Genomic DNA, 24,258 nt, shown 5'->3' on the forward strand with positions numbered 1-24,258 from the left:
GCGGCAGGCCTTGATCCACCAGCCCCGAAGCCGCAGAAGCTGACCTGGGTAGCTTCCCAACATCCACACCGTCCCCCTCTGCACCTGTGAACGTCCGCAGCAGCGCCGAACGGCGTCAGCGGCGGCTGCAGTGGATCCCCACCCGTGCTCTGGCGACCCCGGCCGCCTGCAGCAGGGTCAACGGGTTGAGCCCCACCGCAGCACGGCGCAACGTCCTGGCCAGCATCCAGCCCAGGGGCCAGCAACAGCAGGAGGTCCGCTGATGGCCTACAACTTCCCGCGGCCCCTGCTGGCCCATGTTCGCCGGATCGCCGGCGTCAGCCATGCCGAGTCGCTGGTGATGCTCGATCTCTATGGATTTCTCGAGCATCGGGCCCGCGGTCACGCATGCCGGATCAGCCAGCGCAGCCTCGCCAAATCCATCGGCGTCAAGCCCGAGAAGGTGGCCGCCGTGCTCCAGCGCATGGCCGGGATCGGCTGGATCGATGTCGCCATCCGGCGGGGCAACAACGCTGGCACCGAGATCCGTCTGAATGGAATCGAAGGCCCGAAACCCCTGTCCCCGGATCCGGCTCAGGGTGATCCCAATGCAGGGGTACCGGTGTCCTCAATCCAGGGTCAGGGTCTCTCCGATCTGGGGTCACCGGTGTCCCCGATGCAGGGTCACTTTGAAGAAGGCAAGAAGCAGACCCACAAGAACAAGAAAAACCCCCAACCCCCGAAACCGCAGACACCGGCCCAGACGGACCGGGTCGTTGCGGTCTGGAACACCCACAAACCGAAGGCCTGGCAGTCCATCGCCACCATGGGCACCCGGATGCGGGTGGTCGAGCACCTGGCCAGACAGCTGGGTGGATTCGAGACGTTTCTCGAGCTGCTGCCGCTGGCGTTGACGGAAGCCGCTGCTGATTCCTGGTGGCGGTCCAAGCGGATGAGCTGGGCCAACTTCATGGGCACCGGCAACACCGCCAAGGCCCACTTCGAGGAGATGGTCGATCGCGCCCTCGCGAAGGGAACCAGCGCCGCAACGGCCGGACGCGATCCGGATCGCTTGGAGCACCCGGACTTCTTCCGGCCGAACCCCAGCGGTCGCCTGATCGCCCGCTCCGGCGTCACGTTCGCCTCCGTCGCAGACAAGCAGGCCCGCGCAGCCGCAGCCCTCGCCTTCTATTCCCAGCAGACATCCGCATGAGCCTCGACGACCTGGAATTCAACGAATGGGCCGTCGGTCTGATCGATCAGACGATCGCCGCCGGTGAGCTGGTGGAGACCGACGCAGGTCTCACCCTTCCCGATGGCAGCGATGTCGACGGCGAGCTCGACAAGCGCCGCGAGGAGAAGAAGCTTGCTTCTGCTCGGGAAGACGACAGCCATCCCCAGGAGCAGATCATCCTCGGTTTCGCACTGGAAGGAAATGTTGACCGCTCCGCTCGCTGGGCCGCCTTCCGCCAGGCCATCGGCCTTGATCCCAAGGATCCGGTGCCGGCTGAGCTCTGGGGGGATCCGCTCCACGCCCGGGTGGCCCACGAGATCGACCAGGTCTTCCGCGGCAAGAAGGGCGACGTCCGCAAGATCAACGGCAAGGCCCTGATCGCCGGTTACCGCGAGCGCCTGGACAACGAGCAGGTCCTCGGCAGCTTCCAGGCCTTCACCCAGTCGATCAACGCCCTCGAGGCGGCCGCCGCCGGCCTTGGCAAAAACGACTTCGACATCGCCGTCGATCTGCTCAAGAGCCGCTGCGCGCGCTCAATGATCCGGGAGGCGATCCGCTCGGTCGAGTTCAAGCTCCGCGCCGATCTCCCCGTCGAGGAGGTCGTCCAGCAGCTGGTGTGCTCCAGCAGCCAGGCGATGAACCTGGTGCGGGGCCGGCTGCGCGGAGGCGAAAGCTTCGACACCCCCGAGAGCATGTTCGATGAGCTCGAGCAGGTGATGACCGCCGAGAAGGGGCGGGTGATCTCCACCGGCGTCCGCGCCCTCGACATCGACCTCCAGGGCGGGATCAATCCCGATGATCCCGGCAAGCTCAACGTGATCGGCGCCCGCACCCGGGTCGGCAAGACCACCCTCGGCGTCGCGGCTGCGATGGGGCTCTGCATGAACGGCGCGCATGTGCTGTTCATCAGCTGCGAGCTCAGCCGCAGGGAAATCATGGCCCGGGGCCTGGCGCACTACAGCTACCGGCGGGGTTGCCGTGTCCCGAGCTGGATCATCGAAGGGCGGGGACGCCGGACCTCGGTGCCGCCTGAGTTCCAGCAACTGCGCAGGAGCTGGGCCAATGACCGCCAACGGGACGGCTACGGCTCCTTCACCGTCAAGGGTGACTTCCAGGCCAACGCCGAAGTCATGGGCGAATACATCTACGCCGCCAAGGCCCAGAACCCGGAACTCAGCGCGGTCTTCATCGACCACTTCCACATCATGAGCTCGATGAAGGGGTTCTCGCATCGGAGCGCGGAGATGGAGGCCCGGGCCCTCTACCTGCACCAGGTGGGCAAGGCCTGCGAGGTGGATCTGTTCGTGATGGCGCAGCTCAACCGCGAGGCTTGCCTGGCGCAGCGCCCGGGGCTTGAGCACATCAACGGCACCGACGTGCTGGCTCAGCTGGCCACCGCTGTGTGGTTGCTCGAGTTCCCGAAGCACGAGGAGAACACCCCCTTCAGCCCGAACCAACTCGACATCGTCCACGCCAAATTCCGCAACGGCCAGCGCGAGATCCAGGACGGCCGCAACAACAACGCTGCCGGCGACTTCATCTCAGAAGACGTGACCGAGGTCTCCGTCGACCGCGAGTTCTGCTTCTTCACCGACGGGAGTGACGCATGAGGCTGCACGAGCACACCATCACCCAGGTCCGGGAGAGGGCCAGGATCCTCGACCAGTTCGAAGGAACCCAGCTCAAGCGGGTCGGCCATGAGTTCGCTGCCCGCTGCCCGTGGCACGACGACCGCAGGCCCAGCCTCTCGATCAGTCCCCAGAAGGGCTTCGCCTATTGCCACGTCTGCGCCAAGGGTGTCGACGCCATCGGCTGGGTGCAGGACCAGCACGGCCTGAGCTTCACCGAAGCCGTGACCCATCTGGCTGAGCGATACAACGTCGAGGTCAAGCCGGCCAATCCAGAAGACGCCGAGAAGATCGCGCAGCGCAACGCCGAACGCTCGGCCCTGTATGCCAAGCGGAGCAAGCAGGAGAGCGAATTCCATGCGGCTCTCTTCACCTCACCAGAAGCGAAGACCTATCTGAAGATGCGTGGCCTGAGCAAGGAGACCGTGGTCGCGTGGGGCATCGGCTGGAATGCCGGCGCTCAGCGGCTGATGGTCCCCCTGCGCGATCCCCAGGGGCGCACCATCGCCTTCACCGGCCGGGTGCTGGGGGAGCAGAAGCCGAAATACAAGAACAGCCCCAACGACATCCTCTTCAATAAGTCGGAGCTGGTGTTCGGCCTCGACAAGGCACGGCCCGAGATCGTCCGCAGCGGGCGGGTGATCATCACCGAGGGCCAGTTCGACGTCATCCGTCTGTGGCAGGAGGGAATCCGCAACGTCGTGGCGGTGTCCGGCTCGAGCCTGACCCCGGGGATGGTGGAGAAGCTGGTGCGCAGCACCCGGCTGCATCAGGTGCTGCTCTGCTTCGACGGCGACCTGGGCGGCGCGACAGCAGCCGAGCGCGCGATCACCGCATTGCAGGAGTTTGCCTTGCGCGGAGAGCTCGACCTCCAGATCCTGATGCTCCCGGCGGGCAAGGACCCTGCCGACTGCGCTGAGGAGTTCGAGCAGCTGCGGACGCAAAGCGTCAGCTGGGTGGAGCACCTCGTCGAGGCTGCCGTCGCGAGGATCGATCCCAGCGACCCGGCCACGATCGCCAGCGCTGAGCAAGGCGTGAAGCAGATTCTGCGGATCCTGCCCGAGGGAGCACTGCGCGCTTGGGTGAGGAAACGGGCGCAAGACGTGCTTCGGGTGGTGCCAATGGTCAGCCCTGCCAAGCTGCAAACCCAAAGGGAGATCGACCGCGGCCACTGGGCTGAGCGCCGCGCGCTACGGCTTTACTTCCACACCACCCGCGCGGACCACATCCAGGCCCTCTCGCTGTTGGAGTACCGGGACCCGATGCTCGCGAAGGCCTGGACCCTGATCAGGATGCTGCAGGCGATGGGCACCAGCCACCAGGCCATTCCGCAGGTGCTGGCCAAGGTGCTCAAGCGGGACGAGGCGCTCTATGACGTGATCCGGCCGCTGCTGCGTCCGATCCCGGAGGTGCTGCGTGTGATCACCGCCAACCCCCAGGAGGAATTGGAACAGGCCTGGAATGCCCTTATGTCCAAGACCTATCACGATTCGAACAACAACAACATTGGCGTCAGCCTCCCACACCACGCACCGCAGAGAGCCGGCATGGCCTCATCAGCAACAGCACCGGCATGACACCGAGTTAATGAGGCGTCAGAACACCTCATCAAACAAAGTCAAATTCACTCTCTTATTGCGAGACAGAGCACTTAAGAAAAGAAAGACGGCCCAAGGGAAGTCAATTTTTAAATGCTGATATCACTAAAATCCCAACTCACTTGGGCGAACGCTGCTTGGCTGATCCCAATTAGCATAAATTTTACCCCACTCCTTAACAGTTCCAGCGCCAATCTGATTCAATATTCCGCCACCGAAACCTTCAGCATAAAGCTTGATAAAAACATTTTTACCAGGCGGCTGAGTTCTTAGTGCATTCGCAAGCCCCTCGGTGACCGGAAATCTGCCGTCACATCCTCTTAATACATAATAAGAATCGCCAGATGGAATCATCATGACATCAAACTCATATCGCCTTGTCACGCCAAGCTGAGGATTGTAGTCAATACCCTCAGCGATAATCAAATTCCTAAACCAACCTGTATGGATCCTACTGGCATTTGGAATGTAATTACGATCGAGAACTCCAACTCTTTCACCAATTACCGGATCTTCAAGTATTTTCGTTTCAGACCAAGGGATGTCTTTTGCGGGCTTCCTAAAGTCTGAATCAAGCATATAAGTCTCGACACTGTCATACCCATCCGCAACAGCAAGCTTCTTGTATTTATCAACACCAACTTTTCTTCTCTGGCAGAGGACTTGCTCGTTAAATTGTGCATTTAAGCCTGGCGGCAAAGACAGAGCGAAAGCCCCAATCATGATGGCGACAAAGGCAGCTTTTTTCATTGCACTAAATCATACTTCAAGCTTGATAACATAAGAGAATATGACCTTAAAGCTATCTTAGAAATTCTTCTTGTTTCGACATCTTCGCTAAAACTAAGCCGCACTAGCATATCTTCGGAAGAACGCGAGAGCTTCATGGCGTACCCCCTGGCCGCAGAAGTCATATAAAACGTTCCACGCGAAAGCCTTGGTAGTTGAATTAACCGAGAACCTCTTTGAACAATATCAACTCGACTTGGATACCTCTTGGTGAGAGAACAGCCAACACATCCCTCATACTTATAAGCCTTAAGAGCAACTGGAAACATAAAAAATTCAACGCCACGGCTAGCCGACGACCCATCAAAATCTTTAGTGACGACCATTGGAAATTCGGGCCCTCCTCCTGAAGACTTCACAAATCCATACTGATCATATTCACACTGCTCATAGCAATAAGGAGCCATTGCTTTGACTTTTTCCAGTTCTTGCGGCTTCCATTTTCCGATTGCCAATTTGCATTCTTCAATCTCGGGGTTACTCACACATAATTGCGTGAGGCCACCAGCTTTTTTTATTAGATGAAAAGCATCATCCAAGCCCTCTGCATGAACAGAGTGAATCAGAAGAAAAGGGAGTGTTAGAACAAGTGCTTTCATTTGAGCTGGTAATCGCAATTACTGATTTGATTTCAGAGTTTAGTAAAACTTGCAAATCCCCACCACTGACCGCGAATAAAGCTGGGATATTTAAGTGTGTAGTCGCACCACGTTATTCAGCGGCGGACAAAAGGTATGAGCTCATCAGTCTCGGTAGTCAACACTGCCCTTTGAACCCACACCCCGTGCATTCTCACAACAATGACCGGCTGAGGCAAACGGGACCACTGCTCAGATTCCGTACAGCCCCCAGCAGCTCAAGGGAATCGAGAGACTGCGCAAGGCAGTGATCAAAGCTGATCAGAGCTGAAACACCTCTCGATCGCACAACCGTGCAACCACCAAGCAAAAGTTTGGCTCATGGATCAAAAAAAGCTCGCCGCCACACGTGGCCTTTCTCGGACCACGGCCAGTAGGGCGCGGTGAGTTCGCGAGAACAGGAGCGCAAAGCCTTGAGGCTGATCCCATACCCATCTCCTGCCGCTAGATCGATGATCTCCTGCGGTGATGTGCAGCGACAAATCGCCTGCTGCAGATCGGAACAGCCGTCACACGCGGACACCCAAGAGCGGAGAACGCTCAAGTCCGCTTCAGGGAGAGAAGAAGAGGGGGGGTGTCAATTGGACTCACGCGTCTACAGCGCGACCAAAAACCTCTCGTCCATCATCGCCGGAAAAGCGTTGTTAGAAGGCGCATCCGCTACTGCCTAGGGAACATGAACACCGCTTCATTGATAGGTAGCGGCCGGTTCTTTCGGCAACACTCAGCCGGCCTGTCCGCTGCGACCGATCACCTCGCTGGCTGGAGCAACCGCAGCACCATTGAGTTCGTGGAAAATAGGCTCCTGAGGAGGAACCATGGCGCGATTGGAGGCCTGGATGGACGGGGTGGTCGATAGCCCCGATCGTCGCCAGGCGCTCAGCCAGCTCACCGGCCGGCTTGGAGGCCAGCTGGAATGGCTGGACCCGCGCAATGCCGAAGTCAAGCTTGCCTGCGGGGACCAGGCTCTGCTGGTCACCGCATGGATTGAGCTATTGCCCAGCAACAGGCTGCGCCTTCTGCTCAGCAGCCCGGAAGGGATGAGCACCGGCGCCCAGGTGACATCAACAGCCCTCGAGGCGATCCTCCAGGGCCTTCTGGACATTGCGGAAGGAAGCACCGTGCGCTTCCGCTCGGACCGTGATGGACCACTGCTCAAACCGCAGGGAATTGCCATTCCTGCTGACCCCCTCATCGACTGATCAGCAGCCGTGAACAGAGCACTTCTTCACTGAACAAAGCCGTCTTTCCACAGTTTTTCCACAACTCCGTCAGAGCGCAATCCAGGCCTGCCAATCGGTTCCGGGTGTTTCGGGGAAAACGAGCCTGCCCCTTGACAGGCGGATCTCACGCCGTTCTGTTTTGTGCCCCACGACACATACCAAAGAGCCGAGCCCAGTGCTGGCCTTGATTCTTGATGGGGTGCATCGCTTAAGCGGAGCGAGACCGCTTTTTTGACATCACTGCAGGCGCCATGGCCTGATGGCTGGGTTGACAGCCATGGGACGAGTTGAACGAGACACCCGATGCGATGCCAGTCCACGTGAGTGTGGAAAACCAACTGCCGGAAGATCTGCATCGCGCCATGGGAGTTTTTATCGCCGACCATCCGCAGTGGGACCAGTACCGCCTTGTTCAGGCCGCCATTGCGGGCTTCCTCTTTCAGCAAGGCTGCAAGGAGCGTGCTGTTGCGCAGCATTACCTCGCAGGCCTGTTTCACCAGCAGACCTGCACCCCGGATGCTCTGCATTCCTAGGGCTCTGCAACCCTGTTGAGATCCAAAGCAAGTGCAGAGCAGCAGCTCCCTGAGCTGCCACAACAACGCCAGCGCAGTGGCGGCCCCTGGCGCTTGATGAGGCCATTCACTGCCCCCTCGCCATCACTCAGATGTCGTCCTGTTTCCTGCTGCGTGACGGCCGCAAACAAGCCTGCACTGTTGTTCCTTCTGACCTGCAGTTGTTTGTCTACAGCGACCAGGCTGGAGAAGAGGTGCGGGCCTTGTTGGATCCCGCCAGTCAGCAGCGTCTGCTGCGCGCCCAACCGCCGGCGCCGGTGCACAGCCTGCGGCGGTCCCGCAGGAACCGCATCTCTGGGCCACAACAGCGCAACCCTGCTGCTGCCTGACACCAGCGGCGGCAACAGCAGGAAACCGCTCCCAACGCATCCGCTGCTCAGGCCCCGTACAGCGCCGAGCGCTGGCGGTCGTACTGCGACCACTGGCAGGGCCAGCCTCAGCCGTGCGATGCCATCAAGCAGAGCCGGCGCAGCGTAGAAACCGCCCTCGCCACCTCCCTGGCTTTACAGGGTGGCAGCAGGCCCAGCTCAGAGCGTTCAGAGCAATGCGGGCCCGGAGCACGCGAGGGCAACCCCATCGAGGCACTGGCTTGCTCGCTCGGCAAGGATCAAGCCATGCACCCCTGCGGGGTGTCCTTGCCTGCGCTGCGCTGCCGTGCCTCACCGGTGGGGTCCCTCGCGATAGCGCTCCATGGCATCTGCAAAGGTGGCGCCAGCCCCTGCGAGCAGCGGTGGCTGGGCAAGCGCGGCAAGCCGAGGGATGGCTCCATCATCTGCGACACCAAAATGGTCAACCCGGCCAGCGACACCAAGGCTCGCCCTCACTACAACCCCTTCAACGACTGAAACCCATGAGTGAACCCACGCGTTCCAAGAGAAGCTTCCTCGGTTTCGTTGATGCGGGTGAGCGCGAGGTCGCCCGACTGCTCACCCTGATCACGGCTGTGGTGATCAGTGCCGCCATCATCCAGCTGACGGTTGCCTTGGGCTCCAAGCTGCTGACTGGGTCAGCGGCAACGTGGCTGGGCGATGACCTGATCAAGACCCTCGGCGATCTGCTCACCGTATTGATCGCGCTGGAGGTGCTGCAAAACATCACCAGTTACCTGAGGCGCCATGTGGTGCAGATCGAACTGGTTCTGGTCACCTCGCTAACGGCTGTGGCTCGCAAAGTGATCGTGCTGCCTTCCGGTGCTGAAAACAAACCCCAGCTGTTGGTAGGCCTCGGGATCGCAGTCCTCTCACTTTCAGCCGCTTACTGGTTGGTGAAACGTGCGAACGCCACTCCCTCCCGCAAACGACTGGGCCGCGGAGGATCAGCCAACAAGCTTGATTTCCAAGACTGAGGCTTAACGAACAAAAGGGAGGCCACCCTCACCGGTGGAAAGATGCCTAACTCGCTCGCTTGCCCATAGCAATCGAGCCCAACTTCAGTGTCTGATGTCTTGGAAAATCTCCTCCAGCCAGGGAACTGAGACAGGAAGGCCGAAGCCCCTGGCTTCAGCCCTTGCAACCAGCAGAAGCCCCATTGAGCAACCAAATAAAACGATATCAATGTATTGAGCGATACAACCAATCAGGAACGTGATGCGAAAACAATAGATAAGTCGCGGCATCGCCTTGACTGCACAAATGGAGGACCAGGTTTATTTTCACGTCAAAACAGGAATGACTGTTGGCATCACTGAAGGCGATGGTAATTGGTGGATTGCAGATGTATTGAATGTTGAATATCGTGAAAATGAATCCATTCCCAGCAGGTTCAAAGTTGCTGAAGTTGGATCTGGATTCATCACCTGGGTTGATGCCAATCGGGTGACCCACATCGTCCCAACCCTCTGATTCAGTGAGGCGACAGACGTTGAAGAATTGAAGCAATCGGTGCTCGGTCGTTCAAGGCAGAGGGCTGCACACCATGCGCGTCCCTGGGTTACAGGGCTTCAACGCCACTTGACACCGCTGACACCAGCAGCAACGCAGCAAATCCCTGGCGCAAGCGTTGTTCTGGCATATGGGGAGCCAAACGTTGTCCAAGCAGGACACCGAAACCACCGCCAATCAACAAGGGAAACAGCAGCCGTAGGCCCTCCAGGCTCCATTCCCCGTGAGCCAGCAACGCCATCAAGGAGCTGGCGGCGATCACCAAAAGGCTGGTGCCGGAGGCCAAGGCCATGGGCAACCGGCCCAGAAGGACCAGCGCAGGAACAACAGCAAAGCCTCCGCCGACACCCGCAATCCCGGTGAGCAAGCCAACGCCCAAGCCCTGGGGCGGAAGCCACCACCAACGCGCTGGCCCTGTGGATGCAGAGCTTGCCGAAACCGGCCGCGCCATCAAGACGGCTGCAGCAGCGGCCGCGAAGGCAAACAGCAGCAACTGTTGGTTCGGGCCGATCAGACCGTCTTTGACCCAAGCGGCTCCAATCCAGCTGCCCAGTAGGGCTGGAGCCCCCATCCACCCAGCGAAACGCCATGACACGCGCCGTTGCCGCAACGCCGGCACAAGATTCATCAGGGCCAGCAACAGCACAACGATCAGCGACAGGGGCACGGCCTCGCGCATCGGCAGGGACAAACCGCTGACCAACAAGGGCAGCAGAAGGATCGAGCCTCCGGCACCCAGCAAGGCCAGCAACGCTCCAATCAAGGCACCACCGGCAAGCAGCAGCAGATCAGTCACAGCCGCACCCGATTCCAGGGCATCCAAGCCAGCAGGCGAGCCATGCCACAAAAACCGCTCACTCCAGCGAAAACAAGGCCCGCTCCAACAAACCAGCTCAGACCAATCCAGGCGGCAGCCCACCAATGGCTGCCGATCAGCCCCAACAGCACCAGAGACCCAGCGGCGATCTGCACCTGACGCATCAGTGGCATGGGAGCTCCGGCCTGCCGTTCAACGGGCAACCCCTCGCTTTGCCATTGCTCGAGGCCACCGGCAAGGTCCATCACAGGGCGCCCCGGAAAACGCTGCTGAACCACAGCAATCGCTTGCGAGCTGCGATTGCCGCTGGCACAGACAAAGACGAGATCCCCCTCAGGAAGTTCAGCCCGCGGCAGCCGATCAAGGGGAATGCACCGGCTGCCGGAAATGCGACCACCAGCCACTTCCATCGGCTGGCGCACATCGACCACCGTCACTGCATCGAGACGGGTCTGAAGATCTGAGGGAGAGAGATGTTGCGACATGGACAAGCGATACGGCGATGAAAAGGTCGTAGAAAGAACAAATGGCTACTGAGGCAGCTCCAGGGGGTAGCCCTCGTCAGCCCAGCGCTGCAAGCCTCCACGCAAATTGGCAACTTGCTTCAACCCATTTCGCTGCAGCTGTTGGGTGGCCAGAGCGGAGCGGCTGCCGGCATAACAAGCCACCACCACGGGTCGATCTCGGGGAAGCATCTCCAGGCTCTGCATTAAGTCGGGAAGTGGAAGGTGAAGACTTCCAGCAACGCGACCGTCAGGCCCCAGCCACTCCTCGTTTGAGCGCACATCCAACAGGGTGATTGCATCGAGATGGCCGGCGACCCAGTCAGGGGTGATCTCATCAAGTCCGGCATAGCTGCGCTGCAAGGGTGCCCAGTCGCTCTTGGATTCGGACTCCTCCAGCGGACGTCCACTGCGCAGATTTCCGGGCAAGGCCACATCAATGCGGCGCGGGTGAGGCAACTGAAGGTTGGCCATGGTGCCGATGAAATCCTGCTGTCGTGCTGCACCACCAAACCGCGGATTGAAACGGGCTTCCTCCGCCACGCTCGTCACCGAGCGGCCCTCGTAGTCGTGCCCCGGGTACAGCAAACAGTGCTGTGGCAGCGAGAGGATCTGCTGGTGGATCGAGTGCCATAGAGCCTCGGCACTGCCCTGCTGGAAATCACAACGACCACAGCCGCGAATCAACAAGGCATCGCCGGTGAAGGCCATCGAGGCGTCATCCAGCACGTAGGTGAGACAACCCTCGGTATGCCCCGGTGTGGCGCGAACGGAGAGCGAACGGCTTCCGAACGCAATGCTGTCGCCATGGGCAAGCGGTTGGCTGACGAAGTCGGCACCAGCTACGGCTGCAAGAGCGATGGAGCAGCCGGTGGCGGCATGCAGACACCAGCTTCCGGTGACGTGGTCGGCATGAACGTGGGTGTCGATGGAAGCCACCAGATGAAGGCCTAGTTCGTTGACCAGCGCCAGATCACGGCTGTGGCGTTCGAACACCGGATCGATCAACACCGCTTCTGAGGCAGACGGATCGGCCAGGAGGTACGTGAACGTTCCGGTGCCTGAATCCCACATCTGCCGGAACAGCAGAGAACTCGCACCCGCTGCATCACTAGCAATGGAAGGCCCCATCACCAAGCCAAACTCTTTTATGACGATACACGCATAACCGCATCAATTCATAATTGGGAAAAGCCTCACGCGATTGCCTGCATCCACGCCGACCCCTGACCAGCTCGCCGAAATCAGCCGATTTTTCAGGCTGCTGAGTGAACCCGCCCGTCTGCAGCTGATCTGCGAACTGCGCTCATCCCCCAGTGACGTGCAGACGTTGATCAACAAGACCGGCTTTTCTCAGTCACACATCAGCAGGCAATTGAGCCAACTCAGCCAGGCCGGCCTGGTGCGAAGCGAGCGCCAAGGCCAACGGCTCATCTTTCATGCCGACGATCCCTTGGTGGACGAGCTTTGTTCATTGGTGAGCCAGCGGCTTCGGCAGACCCTGGAAGACAAATTGAAGACGCTCCAGGCCTGAGAACACCGCAGTGGATGAACGTCTGAGTTGCACAACATCAAAGCCAGCCAGCACGCCCCCCTTCAAGCAGTGATTCGGCAAAAAACAGGATCAGGCCAGGGTCAAACCACCCACCGCGGCGCAAAACAGCACCACTCGCCACGCCGGTTGGCGCCAACTCACCAACAGCAAAAACGCCACCAACGCCAGGCTGAACTCAGCGCTACTGCGGATGCCTGTCTGCCAGACGGGTTGAAATAACGCTGCCAGCAGGATGCCCACCACCGAAGCGTTGATGCCAAGCAGGGCTCGACGCATCGGAGCCAATCGGCCGAGGTCGCTCCAGAAGGGCAAGAGCCCGCCAATCAACAAGAACGAAGGAAAAAAGAGGGCAATCAGTGCCATCACAGAACCGGCGATGCCCTGAAGCCCAGGCTGCAGATCAAAGCCAAGAAACGCCGCAAAACTGAACATCGGACCTGGCACCGCCTGGGCAGCGCCATACCCCGCCAGAAACTGCTGCAGGTCGATCCACCCGTTGGGCACCAGCGCCTGCTCCAGCAAGGGGAGCACCACATGACCACCGCCAAACACCAAGGCACCGGTGCGCAGGAAACCACTGAGCTGCTGCACCAGCAGCGGTCTGGCCTCAGCAGACAACCAGGGCAGAGCCACCAACAGCAGCACAGCCAACCCAAGCAAAACCACCGCCACCGAACGCCGCAGCGGAACCACGAGACGTTCCGATGCCGATGGCTCCAGAGCAGATGGGGTCAACGCGCACCAACCCACCAATCCGCCAAGCAGCAGGGCCAACAGCTGAGCCCAGACGCGAGGCACCAACAGCACCAGCACAGCAGCCGCCACCATCAGGCTGACCCGCTGCCGATCGGGAGCCAGCTTGCGCTGCAAGCCCAGAACGGCCTGGGCCACCACGGCCACAGCCGCCACCATCAAGCCATGCACCCAGCCCCCATCGATCCAACGGGGATGAGCTGAAAGCAGCGACGCCGCCAGCACCATCAACACAGCCGAAGGCAAGGTGAACCCTGCCCAGGCCGCCAGGCCGCCAAGCCAACCGGCCCGGATCAGCCCCAGACCCATGCCCACCTGGGAACTCGAAGGGCCCGGCAACAGCTGACAGAGCCCAACCAGATCGGCATAGGCCTCAGCGGTGATCCAACGCTCCCTCTGCACAAAGCGCTCGTGGAAATAACCGAGGTGCGCCACGGGGCCACCGAAGGAGGTCAACCCCAACACGAAAAACTGAACAAACACCTGCAGCGAAGCGGGCATCAGCCTCCAATCCCTTCGCATGACGCTATTCAGGCCCTAGCCATCCGTAGGGCACGCAGAACACAAAGAATCTCGCGGCTCAGCTGAGGAAGCGATGAAGCCTCACAAACCATTGATCTCAACGTCGCCTCGACAATCGCCAGGAGATTGAAGCAAGCCAAATCACCAACACCAGCAGAGCCAGCATCGAAACAATTAAGAGGGAAAAGTGAACATCTGATGGGGCTGGAAACCTAGGTTTCCGCCCAAGAACCCGATCAAGAAGCGACCAGAGCAGGGGTCGAACAGGAGCGAACCCAACCCAGTTTTCGCTCCACTTCCTGAATCATTTGGCCAGCAAGATCCTTACCCGTCGCCGTTTCAATTCCCTCGAGCCCAGGGCTGGAATTCACCTCCAACAGCAAGGGCCCACGCTCCGAGCGGATGATGTCCACACCGGCCACATCAAGGCCGAGCGCCCGTGTCGCCGCCACAGCCAGCTTGCGCTCCTCAGGCCGGATGCGCACCGCCTGGGCGGAACCGCCCTGATGAATGTTGGAGCGGAAGTCGCCCACGGCTGCTGTCCGCTCAATGGCCGACACCACCTTGTTGCCAATCACAAAACAACGCAGGTCCTTGCCACCGGCTTCTTTGATGAATTCCTGAACCAGCAGGTTGGCGTTCAGGCTCTTCATGGCATTGATCACACTCTCTGCTGCCTTCTGGGTTTCGGCCAAAACCACGCCACGTCCCTGAGCCCCCTCGAGAAGCTTGAGGATCAACGGTGCACCGCCCACCATCTTGATCAGATCCTTGGTGTCGAGCGGAGAACTGGCAAAACCGGTGACCGGCATGCTCAGCCCATGGCGCACAAACAGCTGTGACGCCAGAAGTTTGTCGCGGGATCGTTTGATCGGCTCAGCAGCATTGAGCACACGAATTCCCATCGACTCAAACTGACGCGTGATCGCGCATCCGTAGAAGGTGACGCTTGGACGGATGCGAGGAATCACCGCATCGATTCGCTCGAGCACATTGCCGCCCCGGTAATGCATCTCGGGGTTCTGTGGATCAAGCCGCATGTAGCACTGCTTGACGTTGAGAAATTCCATGCGGTGACCGCGCTCCTCACCCGCCTCCAGCAATCGGCGGTTGCTGTAGAGCTCGGGATCCGAAGCCAACAGAGCAATGCGGAGCCCTGTGCGTTCGGTGCGCAACGCCGCATACATCGCTTCCAACTGGGCTGGTTCAACATCACCCAGTTGATGGCTCCCCTCAGGATCCACAAGCACGCGCCCCACCATCGCCTCACGCCCCAGCAGCATGCGGTAGCCCATCGCATCCCGGTTGGTGAGGGTGAGTTCAATCGGCCAACGCTGCTCGCCGAGCACCAACTCTTCCCGAATCACATAGCGGTTTTCAGAGATGCCGCTGGTGTTGCGCACGCTGCGTTGCTCCAGCACCGGCGCCTCATGGCGCACCACCACACTGCGGTCGTTCTGGAGCGGATGCACCTCAAAACTGATCCACAGTTCACCATCCCTCTGGAAGGGGACGATGTTGAAGGCATGCAACGACGACGTCGCCGCGCCGGAATCGACGCGTGCCTTAATCGCCGGCAATCCAAGCCCTGGCAGGGAGCACCACTCCTCACTGCCGACGATGAGTTTGTTGGTCAAGGCCTCTGTGGGTCCTTATCGAGAGAACACAAGATCCTAGATCGGCTGAAGACACCCCTAGCCAATTTTTGGGGCTTGTTGGGCACGACTGGCATCGATCAAACGATTCAAAAGAGGTGTTGGTGATCCGCCGATGAATGACTGCTGGGGCTGAGATCACCTCAGTCGATAGAAGGCTCAATTGCACGCCATTGATCCCAGTTGCACAAAATTCCAGGGACAACTCAGGGACGAGCCCCTCAGACCTTTTCCTGCAACTAAAACCCAAGTGGCAGCAGCGGCCAGAAACCCCAGCGCTGATCAGCAGGATTCACACCAGCTCCAGCCACCACACTCCCCATCAATGCAGTGATTCTGCAGAGGAATGGATCAGGCCAGGGTCAAACCACCCACTCCGGCGCAGAACAGCACAAGCCGCCACGCCGGTTGCCGCCATCTCACCTCGTATTCATTCCGGTATCGCTACGCCAAGGGGATGCATACCTAGAACGCGCCAATCGCCAACATCTCCGAAGCAATGGGGCGCACCATCGAGGTTCACCTAAAGAGCTATGCGCGGTTCAAGCCCAATGCAACGGCGATCATCATTGCGGCAGTGAGCGTCTCATTGCCCGATCCTTCTGACAGTGGCAGCTGCAGCAGGATGAACACCTAAAGAAGAGCTGCAAGCTCTGGAGAACCACCTGGCAGAAGCAAGTCGACTAGGCCCCTGAGGCTGGATAGTTGAGGGAGACGCGGGCTAGGGGGACCCGCGAACTACATCTCCCGGAGCGCTGGCAGTGGTGCTCGCGCCATCGAAATCATCAAATAATTGGCTTTCCCCCTCAAGAGTCTTAATGCCTAATTGGTGTTCAGGGGGTTACATATCGGCACCTACCCAGTCAGTGTTGAGGAGAGGTCAGTGGTGCCCTTCTCTGCGTCGAACAAATACGAAGGGGCGGACTTAGGGGGTCTACCCCTTTTTTGTTGACTGAGCAGAGCGGAAAACTCAAAGTAGTCACCGCACGGGGGCAGACCTCGTCATAAGCATTACTCCCTGTGAGAGAAATTAAGGCACTCAAAGTTGGTATCGAGCGGATAATCCACTGCGTTGCAGAGGGTTTACAAAACTCATTCGGGAACTACATGGAACTCAATGCTGGGTCTTCCGATTTTCTTTAGGTTCTTGCTTATGGCATTCGCGGGGACAATCGTTGCAACCATGGCTAGATCAAAAAAAGACTTCGCCTTGCTCGCGGGCACCTTCCTATTAGGGCTTGGAGCCTTAGAAGCAGTCCTTAATTTCTTTAGCTTCTAGGCCTTTCATGTAGCAGAACGAGATGAGCTGGGCTCCTGAAGCGAGTTGAGACTTTTTCTAAGACCGAAAAAATCCCATAGGGTGCCGACATGGGCATCCATCCAGCCGATCAACCGCTCCTTGAGCAGCAAGAGGAGGACAGCTTTGAGGCTTGGCAGAAGCGCAGAGCAAAAGAGGCGGAAGAGCCTTGGGCCTTCCCCGACGATGGAGCTGGATCTACAGAGGCGGCCTGAGATTGCTCCGCTAGTGAATCTTCAAGCGCGACGTGCGCGGCGGCTTTGAGCTGAATCCAAAGGAGATTCCTCTGAGCCCGTTGATATTGCGTGCAATGGACAGGCGAGAGCACGAAAAGGAGCGTGCATCCCTTCAAAGATGAGCGAACCTATTGGCGCGCCGCCTGAAAGATGGATTGCCATAACTGAGAAAATCTTCAAACGGTCTACAGACGTATTGCTCCGAGCCGCCGATCGGCTTCCCGTACTTCACCTGATTCAAAGCCACAGGCGTGCCACAACACGGACGGGATAATCAATGGCGCAAAGACTGATCAGAATCATTCGCAAACTCAAGGGCAGCCCAACTCAGCTCAACCCCGCTCAACCCAATTGAGACCCTCCTCAATTTCTTGCCTTAGAAGTGCAGCCTCATCGTTGGCACCATCGGCGACGAGGATTAAATACTTTCTGTATTCAGCCAGCCAAGCGATGAGGTTCGGAGTGCTGTTCGTCATGCTCTGCCCTTCATGCTGCATGCTAAGCAGCATCGCAACTTTGGCTGCTTAACCGTGGTGCGATGAGGGCAGGTTACACAAACCCAACTGTTCCCTCATCCCGTCGCCTCAGTTTGACCACCGACCTAGAGGAGGTCTGCACGAGCACGACACCCACATACTGATAACAGCCGAACGAGATGGCATCAGTAGCAAAAAAGGATATTTACTCACCTCAGCCATGGTTATCACCCGATGGTCCACTGTGGAGGTGAACCTTGGACCGAGGACTCAACGACAAATCTCAACGACGCAATATCGGAGCTTGAGGCCCGAATCGCCAATCCACGTCATTGGAGCAAAGAAGAGAATGAGCAGAACATCGAAAAGCTGCGTCAGCTCAACTTCCAAAAGCAACTTTTGATCGACTACGCCCAGAAGTAGACAACTCACCTGCGGATAGAGGCTGGTCACCCGCAGCTGACAGGCCAACCCCACTAGAAGCTATCCATGGATTCCCACACCACGGGTCTCCTTCATGGAGGAGGCTCCAATGGCTGAACGATCAACGCGAAGTCGGCTCACATACAGCGGTGGCGCAGGCCGGACCTACGCAGAGTCACTGCATTGGGGCATGAGGTGGGAAGGGCTACGCAGCCGTTGGTTCAGCCGCTTTGGTCGCTGGGCTGACGCAGAAGAGTGCTTGGCCCGCTTTGATCACCTCGAGCGGGAATACGCCGAAGAGGTCAAGCAGAACTGACCTTTGGCTACTAGAAGCTCACGGCCTCAACTGCAGCTGCCGTGAGTCAGAGGGAGTAGCCGCGTCAAATGAAGGATGGCCCGGGGGGACCCACCGGGAGTTATTAGGGAGATTCACTTTTCCCTCACCAGAAGGGGGAGGTGATGGTCCACTGTGGAGAGGACCTTCGGTTCGAGGACCCAGCGAGAGAACTCAACAACCAAATCTCGGAGCTTCAAGCCCGGGTTGCCTACCCACAGCACTGGAGCAGCGGAGAACATGAACAGCACATCGAAAAGCTCCGTCAGCTCACCTACAAAAAAGACCGTCTGAGCGATCGATCAGGCACCTCTCCCATGGGGCGAACTCATCACTGAAGAACTCTCCTACAAGTCAGTTGGCGCGTGGCTTGTCAATAAGCCACAGCAGCTTTACTACCAATTCACTGCTTCCAAGGATGGTTCTCAAGGCGAGTCAATCGTCATGCGTAGCTTCCATTGGCGGCCACCTGACGACCCGATTCCTCAGGGGAGTCAACTGATGACGCGACAAGAGGCGCTGGAAAAATGGAATGCACTCAAATCAATGGGCTGGAGGAGATGCGCCGGTCCTCTTCGATAGGGCAGTGAACGGGGCAACCAAGCTCTTACGAGTCGTTGGCAATTGGAGCAAAACCAGCAGTAGTCCAGAGTGCGGTCATGAAACAGCCGAACACACAGCGACTTAGGGCTCTACGGCTGTCTGCACTCGCAAGGGACAACAAGGTTGTCAATGCCATTCGCACCTCGATCACTCAGGCCCCTGATGCGCTTGTTAAGGAGTTGATGGACGTCCATGGATGGCCAGCGCATGAAGCCCTCTGCGCTGTTCAGCAGCTTCAGCAAGATGTCCTCGATGACACGACTGAACAGGCATCGGCGTGAAAGAAATCATTCGCAACGGCCAAGATTTGTTCGAGCGATTAAAGCCCCAGTCAGCTCTGGCCATCGCTTGAAGTGAGGGCTCACTGGCATTCGATGCACGCACGATTCGTATGTCTACCTTGCAAGTGTCGTCCTTTTTAGGGACATGGGATTCGACGGAGTCGATAAGACAGACCGCTTCATCATTGCCGCCAGGAGACGTGCGGAAGCTGCAATGCATGAGACAGATCCAAAGCTGACGGCGCTTGAGAAAGCGATGTGGCTCAAGTTGAAGCGAGGTGAACGCCCGTGCAAAAACAGCACGTCGTCCTAGGGAACTGCTCACCTGCACTTCAACAAAAGAGGAGGCCGCCCCTCCCAGATGGAAGAGACGGCCTAACTCGCTCGTTTATGCATTGCAGTCGACCTAGTCAGTACGTGTTGCCTTTGGGGATCTCCTTGGCAATGGGACTGAAAGAGGAAGGTCGAAGCGTCTGGCTTGTGGCAACCCTGGGGCCATTTGGACCAGGTGTGAAGCGGGACTCCTGCGGGGCACCTACGCACGGTGCTGAGGAGAGTCGACTGATCAGACGTCCACAGTTGTCGTCACAGACGAAATGCTCACGGTTGGGTTGAAAAGTTGGAGCAGGGGCCAGAAAAGTCAGGCTGCTTCTGCGATTTGCTCAGGTGGAGTGTCGGCCGTCATGGGCTCCTCCGATCTCGATGCACACACTCTCGGAAGCGATGGGGCATCAGGCAATCAGCTGTCCTGCTCATTGCCTTATGAGGCAGAACGCCCGATTGTTGGAACGGCGTGGCAATCCAAGTGCATGGTCCAGAACCATGAAGCGGGAAGCTCGCCAATCCAATGCCACCGGTCGTCGGTGATCCGCAACAAGCCTTGGTGATCCACGGAGCTGAGATCACCTCCGTCGATAGACGGCTCAGTTGCACATCATTCAGCCCAATTGCACAAAAAACCAGGGACAACTCAGGGACAAGCCCCTCAGACCTGTTCCGGCAACAACCGGGTATCAGCCGTTCTTCCGTCCCAGAAACAAGACCATGATGATGGAAAAGCAAACGATGCCCTGTGAGCAGCAGTCAAAGCAGCATCCCCTCACTGCGCAAAGCATCAGAGCAAGACTTACCAGCGGTCCTTCAACTTCATCGCGCAGCCTTTCCAGCTGGAGAGGGTGAACAGATCATCCAAGTCATTCACGAGCTTTGGTCTGACACCACAGATGCAACACATTCAGCGCTGCACTGGGTCATCACCGCGCACCAGACAACCATCGTTGGACATCTCAGCCTCAGCAGCATCACAACCCAAGACAGCCAAATGGTGGGTTGGATTCTTGCTCCCCTTGCCATAGTCCCCACCCATCAAGGCCAAGGGCTTGGCTCTGAATTAGTCGATCACGCCATCAGGCATGCCCTGAGCAGCCATCAGCCGCGAATCCTGGTGTATGGGGATCCTGCCTTTTACGGCCGCTTCGGGTTTGATCGTCAACAAGCCATCAATGTCAAGCCTCCATTTCCATTGACGCAACCGATGGGATGGCAGGGGATCAGTGCCAAAGGGAAGGAACTCCAACACCCCATCGAGTTGAGGTGTCATCCAGCTCTGATGCACGCACAACTGTGGTGATGACGTTGAGGTGATTGAACCCAGAGTTCAAGCGCCAATCACGGGGCGAGTCGTGCAGGGTCAAGATGCCCAGCAAGCCCCCCGTATCAGGGAATCAAAGGCCTGGATCGAAAACCGTCAGTACCGATGTTTGTTCCATTCTAACCGGACTGGCCGCAGGCGCTGTTCATGTCGTCGGCGGCGCGGATCACCTCGTGGCGATGGCTCCCTTCTCCCTCAACCGACCCCTCGCCGCCTGCCGCAGCGGCCTGGCCTGGGGTGCCGGTCATTCCGCCGGGGTCATTGTTCTCGCCCTGATCGCCATCGGCATCAAGGGCCTCGCCCACGTTGAGGCCATGTCCTCCTGGGCGGGGTCTGGTGACAGGAAAGGGTGCGGGTCTCCCAGCACATCTCACCTACCTGTGAGCGGCGACAGTTTGCCCTGAGTCTCTGGGGTTCGCCCTCCCTCAGTTGAGGGATGCCGTAGTGGAGACAGTTGTAGAGGGCGACTGAGGGATGGCAGGAGACCAGTTCCGTGTTCAAGAACTGAATCCGTTCATGGAATGGCACCTCCCAACCAACCTCTTCCAAGTGTTCCGCTGTCAGGAACAGGAGAACCGTCGGGAGAGGTAGTGGGCACCTATCAAGGTTCGGTTGCCAGTAAGCAATAAGAAAGGCGGCAGGGAATGCCGCCACTGAAGGGGACTAATGCGTCGAAAGTGCTGGCGGCACTGGCGATCTCAGCAGTTCAGGGTCATGCCCCAGCGCCACCCGCCAGCAGACCCAACGGACCAAAGGCGAGCAACCCACCGATGGCAAGGAAGGCAACTGCTGCCGCCTTGCTGACCGATGTGGGCAGTTTCTTGAGAAGCAGATAGGAACCGCCGCACACCAGCACTGAACTCAGAAGAGCACCGCTCCACCAGATCAGGGTGCTGCTGTCCTTGGGTGCCTCCAGTCCATGGAGCATGGCGTGAATAGCGATGCCTCCTGCGACCACCACCCCGCTGATGGTGGTGAGGTTGGAGGTCTTGGCGACTTTGCCCGCTACCAGGATCAACGCACCTACCGCTGAGATCGCCAGTGCCGCCAGCACTTCCGCAGAGGTGACGGTGAATCCTGTGAATCCCAAAACAGCACCGATTACTGCCCCGCCCAGTGCCCACAGCAGCAGTTGGGAGGAGATGAAGGACGCAGCAGTGCCAACTGCCATCAGCATGAGCAGGTGATCTAACCCCAGCAGTGGGTGGGTCAGACCGCTAAGAGCGCCACCACCAGCAGTGCCATGAGCAAGAGCGGGATGGGTGCCAAGGACCACAGCGGATCCAGCGGTCAGGGCAACCAGGGGGAAAAGGGAACGTTTCATGGAATGCCTCGGTCCTCGCCGAGAACGAATGGGATTGGAGACGGCGAGTGTTCTGACTGAGGGGCGGCGAACCCCATCACAGTTGCGGGACAGCGGCGGACTTGGGGACTCCCTCACCGCACTTTCCTCGTTTTGCCAACCTCTTAGGAGGTCGATCCGTCATACCCACTTATAACTTTTCTACCGCCCCTTGCCGACTGCCAATGCGATTGCCCCTGAGCAAGACGGCAAGACCTTTCAGGACAGGGTGAAGGACGCAGTAGTGGAGACAGTTGTGGAGGGCGACTGAGGGATGGCAGGAGACCAGTTCCGAGTTCAAGAACTGAATCCCTTCATGGAATGGCACCTCCACGCTTCAGCGCCGTCGTTAGAGGTCGCCTCAAAAGAAGCGAACAGGATCGCCAGGATGATTGGTAGGAAGACCCGAGTTCTGGGCGAGGACGGAGAAGTCCTCCATGAAGTGGATCCATCAATATCAAGTCGTTGATGGGCGACTGATGAGGTTTCTGCTTCTCCCCCTATTGCTCCTGCCCCTCACCGCTCCAGCACTCGCTCAGATGAAGTACGTCCTCCAATACCAGGATCAGTTCGGGTCCTGGAAGAGGTGGGGTGAGAAGCACAACGAGGGCGATGCCTACAGGACTGCCAAGACGAGAGCGAGGGCGACAGGAAAGCGGTTCAGGATCGTTGATGGCGAAGGGAGCCTCATCGACCTTGTAACTCCCTAACCACGACTTGCAGAGTGCTCTTTATCGGGTGACGGGAAATCAGACCCAGGATGCTGCACGTAAATGGATCTTCATGGTTTTATCAAGTCCATCCTGATCCCAGGCGTGATCCCATAAGTGCGGAATTAGCGCAAGTTCCCTTGACGCCACAACACTTGTGAGTCACTCGTGATCTCGCTACGGCAGAGGTAGAAGCGGAGCACTGATGCCTTTCATTCGCATCGCGCAAACGCCAAAGGGTTCAACGTTGGATGCTGTTGGCGATAACCTCTACAGAGTTTGCGATCGGTCTGGTCATTGTCGATCAGTCCAAGGTCTGTGGAACGCAGAGGAGTTTCTAAGGAACCTTGAGCGAACCAGCACGACCAAGCGAAATTGCCTGCTGCCAAAACCTGTCAGGAGACAGCCAGGCGACTGGTGATTGTGGGTAGGGCGTATGGGCGCAAGCATTTCTCCCGTTGGTTGTGTAGCGGGACGAACCTATGATTGAGGTGCTGACCCACCGAGGTTGGTGAGTGCGTCAAGTAGACGGGGTGGGACCCGCCTTTTTTTGGGTGCCTGTGTTGGTGACACACAGGCACTTCTAATTGTGTTGTTGGAATTTGGAATGCTCGGCAAAAACTGCTGAATTGCCAAGAACAACTGGCATGAATGAGTCTCGGATGCGAAAGCGACTCCCACCCTCTCCCTCCGCAATGGTCCGATCGGCGCAGAACGAGAAGAACCGGCAGCTCTCTATTGGAATCGCCTTTTTGGCAGCAGCCTTCATGGTCTTGATCGCTTTGATTTTGAAGCTGGGCTACTGCTGCGAGTGGTTCGGAATTCACCCGCAACTGGGCTGAGTCCTGGGCAGCTTTTGATCACATCCCAATCCGACAGTGATCGGTACCGAGGCGGCTTAAAGGACAGCGACACAACCTTGATCGGCTGATCCAGGGCTTGCCCTCACAACAAGTGGTAGGCAACAGACCCACGAACCAACAAAATCTGAACAGTGATGAATCACCATATGAAGGTGCTGCGACAGCTCCAGAACCTTCTGATCACGGCGTTTCTCGGCCTGCTGTTGGCCTACGGTGCTGGCCGGGTGGACGCCTGCGTCGAAGGCCTGGCCTGGGGCATGCCGTTCGAGCAAGTGGCGATCCATCTGGGTGAAGGCCAAGCTCTGAGCCAAGAGCAGGCCGGTCGCTACGTCAAGCGAGATGTGTTTCTGGATCGACTCCCCGTTTCACAGGCCACCTTTGAAGTTGACCCAGAACAAGGGCTGACGAACCTGGCTTACGAGTTCGCCATTGATGACATGACGGAGGTGCTTGCAGGCCTGCGCGCCCAACATGGGCCACCGCTGAGCACGAGCCTCGACCACGAAAGCCATAACGACCAGGTCTGGGTCTGGAACACCGGTGAAGACCTGATCACTGCCGTGAAATCAGAGGCCGCCGGCCAACAGGCCTTCCTGATCTCTTATCGGCCGAGCCGATTGCGTCCTGAAATGCTTTGACTCGGCGTACTTCAAATTTGTACCTCTAAAGAGTCACAAGTTCGATCCCAAGGCATCA

26 protein-coding genes, 2 pseudogenes and 1 riboswitch are annotated in these 24,258 nt (G+C 58.4%); of the genes and pseudogenes, 18 read left to right on the forward strand and 10 right to left on the reverse strand.

Translation table 11 applies throughout. From position 1 onward, the window contains the following. The first annotated feature begins 86 nt into the window (after positions 1-86). From SynRS9907_RS09145 to SynRS9907_RS09160, 4 genes are read left to right on the forward strand one after another with little or no spacing between them, the layout of a single operon-like run. Entirely contained in the window at positions 87-263 is a 177-nt protein-coding gene (locus SynRS9907_RS09145) for a hypothetical protein (RefSeq protein ID WP_188020772.1), read from the forward strand. Next, positions 263-1,192: a hypothetical protein gene (locus SynRS9907_RS09150; protein ID WP_188020773.1), complete on the forward strand. Its 930-nt coding sequence runs from the start codon at positions 263-265 to the stop codon at positions 1,190-1,192. The genes SynRS9907_RS09145 and SynRS9907_RS09150 overlap by 1 nt, the downstream gene beginning before the upstream one ends. Continuing rightward, the gene (locus SynRS9907_RS09155; protein WP_188020774.1) at positions 1,189-2,823 is read left to right on the forward strand and encodes a DnaB-like helicase C-terminal domain-containing protein; all 1,635 of its coding nucleotides are present in this window, start codon (positions 1,189-1,191) and stop codon (positions 2,821-2,823) included. Before SynRS9907_RS09150 ends, SynRS9907_RS09155 begins: the two co-directional genes overlap by 4 nt. Then, positions 2,820-4,418 (forward strand): DNA primase, encoded by a 1,599-nt coding sequence (locus tag SynRS9907_RS09160; protein WP_188020775.1) that lies wholly within the window; start codon positions 2,820-2,822, stop codon positions 4,416-4,418. Before SynRS9907_RS09155 ends, SynRS9907_RS09160 begins: the two co-directional genes overlap by 4 nt. A gap of 126 nt (positions 4,419-4,544) precedes the next feature. On the opposite strand, the gene SynRS9907_RS09165 is transcribed toward SynRS9907_RS09160, so the two are convergent. Further along, on the reverse strand, positions 4,545-5,189 hold the full coding sequence (locus tag SynRS9907_RS09165; RefSeq protein ID WP_188020776.1) for a hypothetical protein: 645 nt from the start codon (positions 5,187-5,189) through the stop codon (positions 4,545-4,547). Beyond that, a complete protein-coding gene (locus tag SynRS9907_RS09170) occupies positions 5,186-5,827 on the reverse strand; it encodes a hypothetical protein (RefSeq protein WP_188020777.1) in 642 nt (213 codons plus the stop codon). Before SynRS9907_RS09170 ends, SynRS9907_RS09165 begins: the two co-directional genes overlap by 4 nt. An 857-nt stretch (positions 5,828-6,684) precedes the next feature. On the opposite strand from SynRS9907_RS09170, the gene SynRS9907_RS09175 reads away from it, so the two are divergent. From SynRS9907_RS09175 to SynRS9907_RS09200, 6 genes are all read left to right on the forward strand, one after another. Continuing rightward, a complete protein-coding gene (locus SynRS9907_RS09175; RefSeq protein WP_188020778.1) occupies positions 6,685-7,068 on the forward strand; it encodes a hypothetical protein in 384 nt (127 codons plus the stop codon). Positions 7,069-7,397: 329 nt separating this feature from the next. Next, positions 7,398-7,622: a DUF2811 domain-containing protein gene (locus tag SynRS9907_RS09180; RefSeq protein WP_188020779.1), complete on the forward strand. Its 225-nt coding sequence runs from the start codon at positions 7,398-7,400 to the stop codon at positions 7,620-7,622. Positions 7,623-7,753: 131 nt separating this feature from the next. Then, complete coding sequence (locus SynRS9907_RS09185) at positions 7,754-7,990, forward strand: hypothetical protein (RefSeq protein WP_188020780.1); 237 nt, start codon at positions 7,754-7,756, stop codon at positions 7,988-7,990. A 300-nt stretch (positions 7,991-8,290) separates the two neighbouring features. After that, the gene (locus tag SynRS9907_RS09190; RefSeq protein WP_188022506.1) at positions 8,291-8,506 is read left to right on the forward strand and encodes a hypothetical protein; all 216 of its coding nucleotides are present in this window, start codon (positions 8,291-8,293) and stop codon (positions 8,504-8,506) included. Positions 8,507-8,511: 5 nt separating this feature from the next. Continuing rightward, positions 8,512-9,006, forward strand: a complete 495-nt coding sequence (locus SynRS9907_RS09195) for a phosphate-starvation-inducible PsiE family protein (protein WP_188020781.1) — start codon at positions 8,512-8,514, stop codon at positions 9,004-9,006. A 286-nt stretch (positions 9,007-9,292) separates the two neighbouring features. After that, positions 9,293-9,502: a DUF3104 domain-containing protein gene (locus SynRS9907_RS09200; protein WP_188020782.1), complete on the forward strand. Its 210-nt coding sequence runs from the start codon at positions 9,293-9,295 to the stop codon at positions 9,500-9,502. 88 nt (positions 9,503-9,590) lie between these two features. On the opposite strand, the gene SynRS9907_RS09205 is transcribed toward SynRS9907_RS09200, so the two are convergent. From SynRS9907_RS09205 to SynRS9907_RS09215, 3 genes are read right to left on the reverse strand one after another with little or no spacing between them, the layout of a single operon-like run. After that, positions 9,591-10,337 carry a sulfite exporter TauE/SafE family protein gene (locus SynRS9907_RS09205; RefSeq protein ID WP_188022421.1) on the reverse strand — a complete coding sequence of 249 codons (747 nt, stop codon included), beginning with the start codon at positions 10,335-10,337 and terminating at the stop codon, positions 9,591-9,593. Then, positions 10,334-10,843 (reverse strand): rhodanese-like domain-containing protein, encoded by a 510-nt coding sequence (locus SynRS9907_RS09210; protein WP_188020783.1) that lies wholly within the window; start codon positions 10,841-10,843, stop codon positions 10,334-10,336. The genes SynRS9907_RS09205 and SynRS9907_RS09210 overlap by 4 nt, the downstream gene beginning before the upstream one ends. Before the next feature lie 45 nt (positions 10,844-10,888). After that, positions 10,889-11,992 carry a rhodanese-like domain-containing protein gene (locus SynRS9907_RS09215; RefSeq protein WP_188020784.1) on the reverse strand — a complete coding sequence of 368 codons (1,104 nt, stop codon included), beginning with the start codon at positions 11,990-11,992 and terminating at the stop codon, positions 10,889-10,891. A gap of 73 nt (positions 11,993-12,065) precedes the next feature. Between SynRS9907_RS09215 and SynRS9907_RS09220 the strand changes: the two genes are divergently transcribed. Then, positions 12,066-12,395, forward strand: coding sequence for a metalloregulator ArsR/SmtB family transcription factor (locus SynRS9907_RS09220; protein WP_188020785.1), 330 nt, complete (start codon positions 12,066-12,068; stop codon positions 12,393-12,395). A gap of 90 nt (positions 12,396-12,485) precedes the next feature. Here SynRS9907_RS09220 and chrA read toward each other — a convergent pair whose 3' ends face one another. From chrA to SynRS9907_RS14165, 3 genes and pseudogenes are all read right to left on the reverse strand, one after another. Further along, a complete protein-coding gene (gene chrA / locus SynRS9907_RS09225) occupies positions 12,486-13,670 on the reverse strand; it encodes a chromate efflux transporter (protein ID WP_188020786.1) in 1,185 nt (394 codons plus the stop codon). Positions 13,671-13,927: 257 nt separating this feature from the next. Then, the gene (gene rimK / locus SynRS9907_RS09230) at positions 13,928-14,878 is read right to left on the reverse strand and encodes a 30S ribosomal protein S6--L-glutamate ligase (protein WP_370586635.1); all 951 of its coding nucleotides are present in this window, start codon (positions 14,876-14,878) and stop codon (positions 13,928-13,930) included. A 57-nt stretch (positions 14,879-14,935) separates the two neighbouring features. After that, positions 14,936-15,328, reverse strand: a pseudogene (locus SynRS9907_RS14165) (ATP-dependent zinc protease); the annotation flags it as partial. A gap of 1,386 nt (positions 15,329-16,714) precedes the next feature. Between SynRS9907_RS14165 and SynRS9907_RS09235 the strand changes: the two are divergent. Beyond that, positions 16,715-16,858 (forward strand): hypothetical protein, encoded by a 144-nt coding sequence (locus tag SynRS9907_RS09235; protein ID WP_188020787.1) that lies wholly within the window; start codon positions 16,715-16,717, stop codon positions 16,856-16,858. Between the two features lie 767 nt (positions 16,859-17,625). On the opposite strand, the gene SynRS9907_RS09240 is transcribed toward SynRS9907_RS09235, so the two are convergent. Further along, on the reverse strand, positions 17,626-17,808 hold the full coding sequence (locus SynRS9907_RS09240; protein WP_188020788.1) for a hypothetical protein: 183 nt from the start codon (positions 17,806-17,808) through the stop codon (positions 17,626-17,628). A gap of 64 nt (positions 17,809-17,872) precedes the next feature. Between SynRS9907_RS09240 and SynRS9907_RS09245 the strand changes: the two genes are divergently transcribed. The 4 genes and pseudogenes from SynRS9907_RS09245 to SynRS9907_RS14085 form a co-directional block, all read left to right on the forward strand. Beyond that, the gene (locus tag SynRS9907_RS09245; RefSeq protein ID WP_188020789.1) at positions 17,873-18,094 is read left to right on the forward strand and encodes a hypothetical protein; all 222 of its coding nucleotides are present in this window, start codon (positions 17,873-17,875) and stop codon (positions 18,092-18,094) included. A gap of 348 nt (positions 18,095-18,442) precedes the next feature. Continuing rightward, positions 18,443-18,694 carry a DUF1651 domain-containing protein gene (locus SynRS9907_RS09250; RefSeq protein ID WP_255446041.1) on the forward strand — a complete coding sequence of 84 codons (252 nt, stop codon included), beginning with the start codon at positions 18,443-18,445 and terminating at the stop codon, positions 18,692-18,694. 1,374 nt (positions 18,695-20,068) lie between these two features. Further along, positions 20,069-20,626, forward strand: a complete 558-nt coding sequence (locus SynRS9907_RS14170) for a GNAT family N-acetyltransferase (RefSeq protein WP_188020790.1) — start codon at positions 20,069-20,071, stop codon at positions 20,624-20,626. A gap of 137 nt (positions 20,627-20,763) precedes the next feature. Beyond that, positions 20,764-20,976, forward strand: a pseudogene (locus tag SynRS9907_RS14085) (hydantoin utilization protein A); the annotation flags it as partial. A 383-nt stretch (positions 20,977-21,359) separates the two neighbouring features. Here SynRS9907_RS14085 and SynRS9907_RS09265 read toward each other — a convergent pair. Then, positions 21,360-21,971 (reverse strand): HupE/UreJ family protein, encoded by a 612-nt coding sequence (locus SynRS9907_RS09265; protein ID WP_188020792.1) that lies wholly within the window; start codon positions 21,969-21,971, stop codon positions 21,360-21,362. Positions 21,972-21,995: 24 nt separating this feature from the next. Continuing rightward, positions 21,996-22,147, reverse strand: a riboswitch (cobalamin riboswitch). A gap of 321 nt (positions 22,148-22,468) precedes the next feature. Here SynRS9907_RS09265 and SynRS9907_RS09270 point away from each other — a divergent pair. Then, positions 22,469-22,699, forward strand: coding sequence for a hypothetical protein (locus SynRS9907_RS09270; RefSeq protein WP_188022507.1), 231 nt, complete (start codon positions 22,469-22,471; stop codon positions 22,697-22,699). 1,009 nt (positions 22,700-23,708) lie between these two features. Beyond that, on the forward strand, positions 23,709-24,200 hold the full coding sequence (locus SynRS9907_RS09275) for a hypothetical protein (protein ID WP_188022423.1): 492 nt from the start codon (positions 23,709-23,711) through the stop codon (positions 24,198-24,200). Positions 24,201-24,258: the final 58 nt, after the last annotated feature.

Origin of the sequence: Synechococcus sp. RS9907 (assembly GCF_014279615.1) — a bacterium.
In the GTDB taxonomy this organism is placed as follows: Bacteria; Cyanobacteriota; Cyanobacteriia; order PCC-6307; family Cyanobiaceae; genus Parasynechococcus.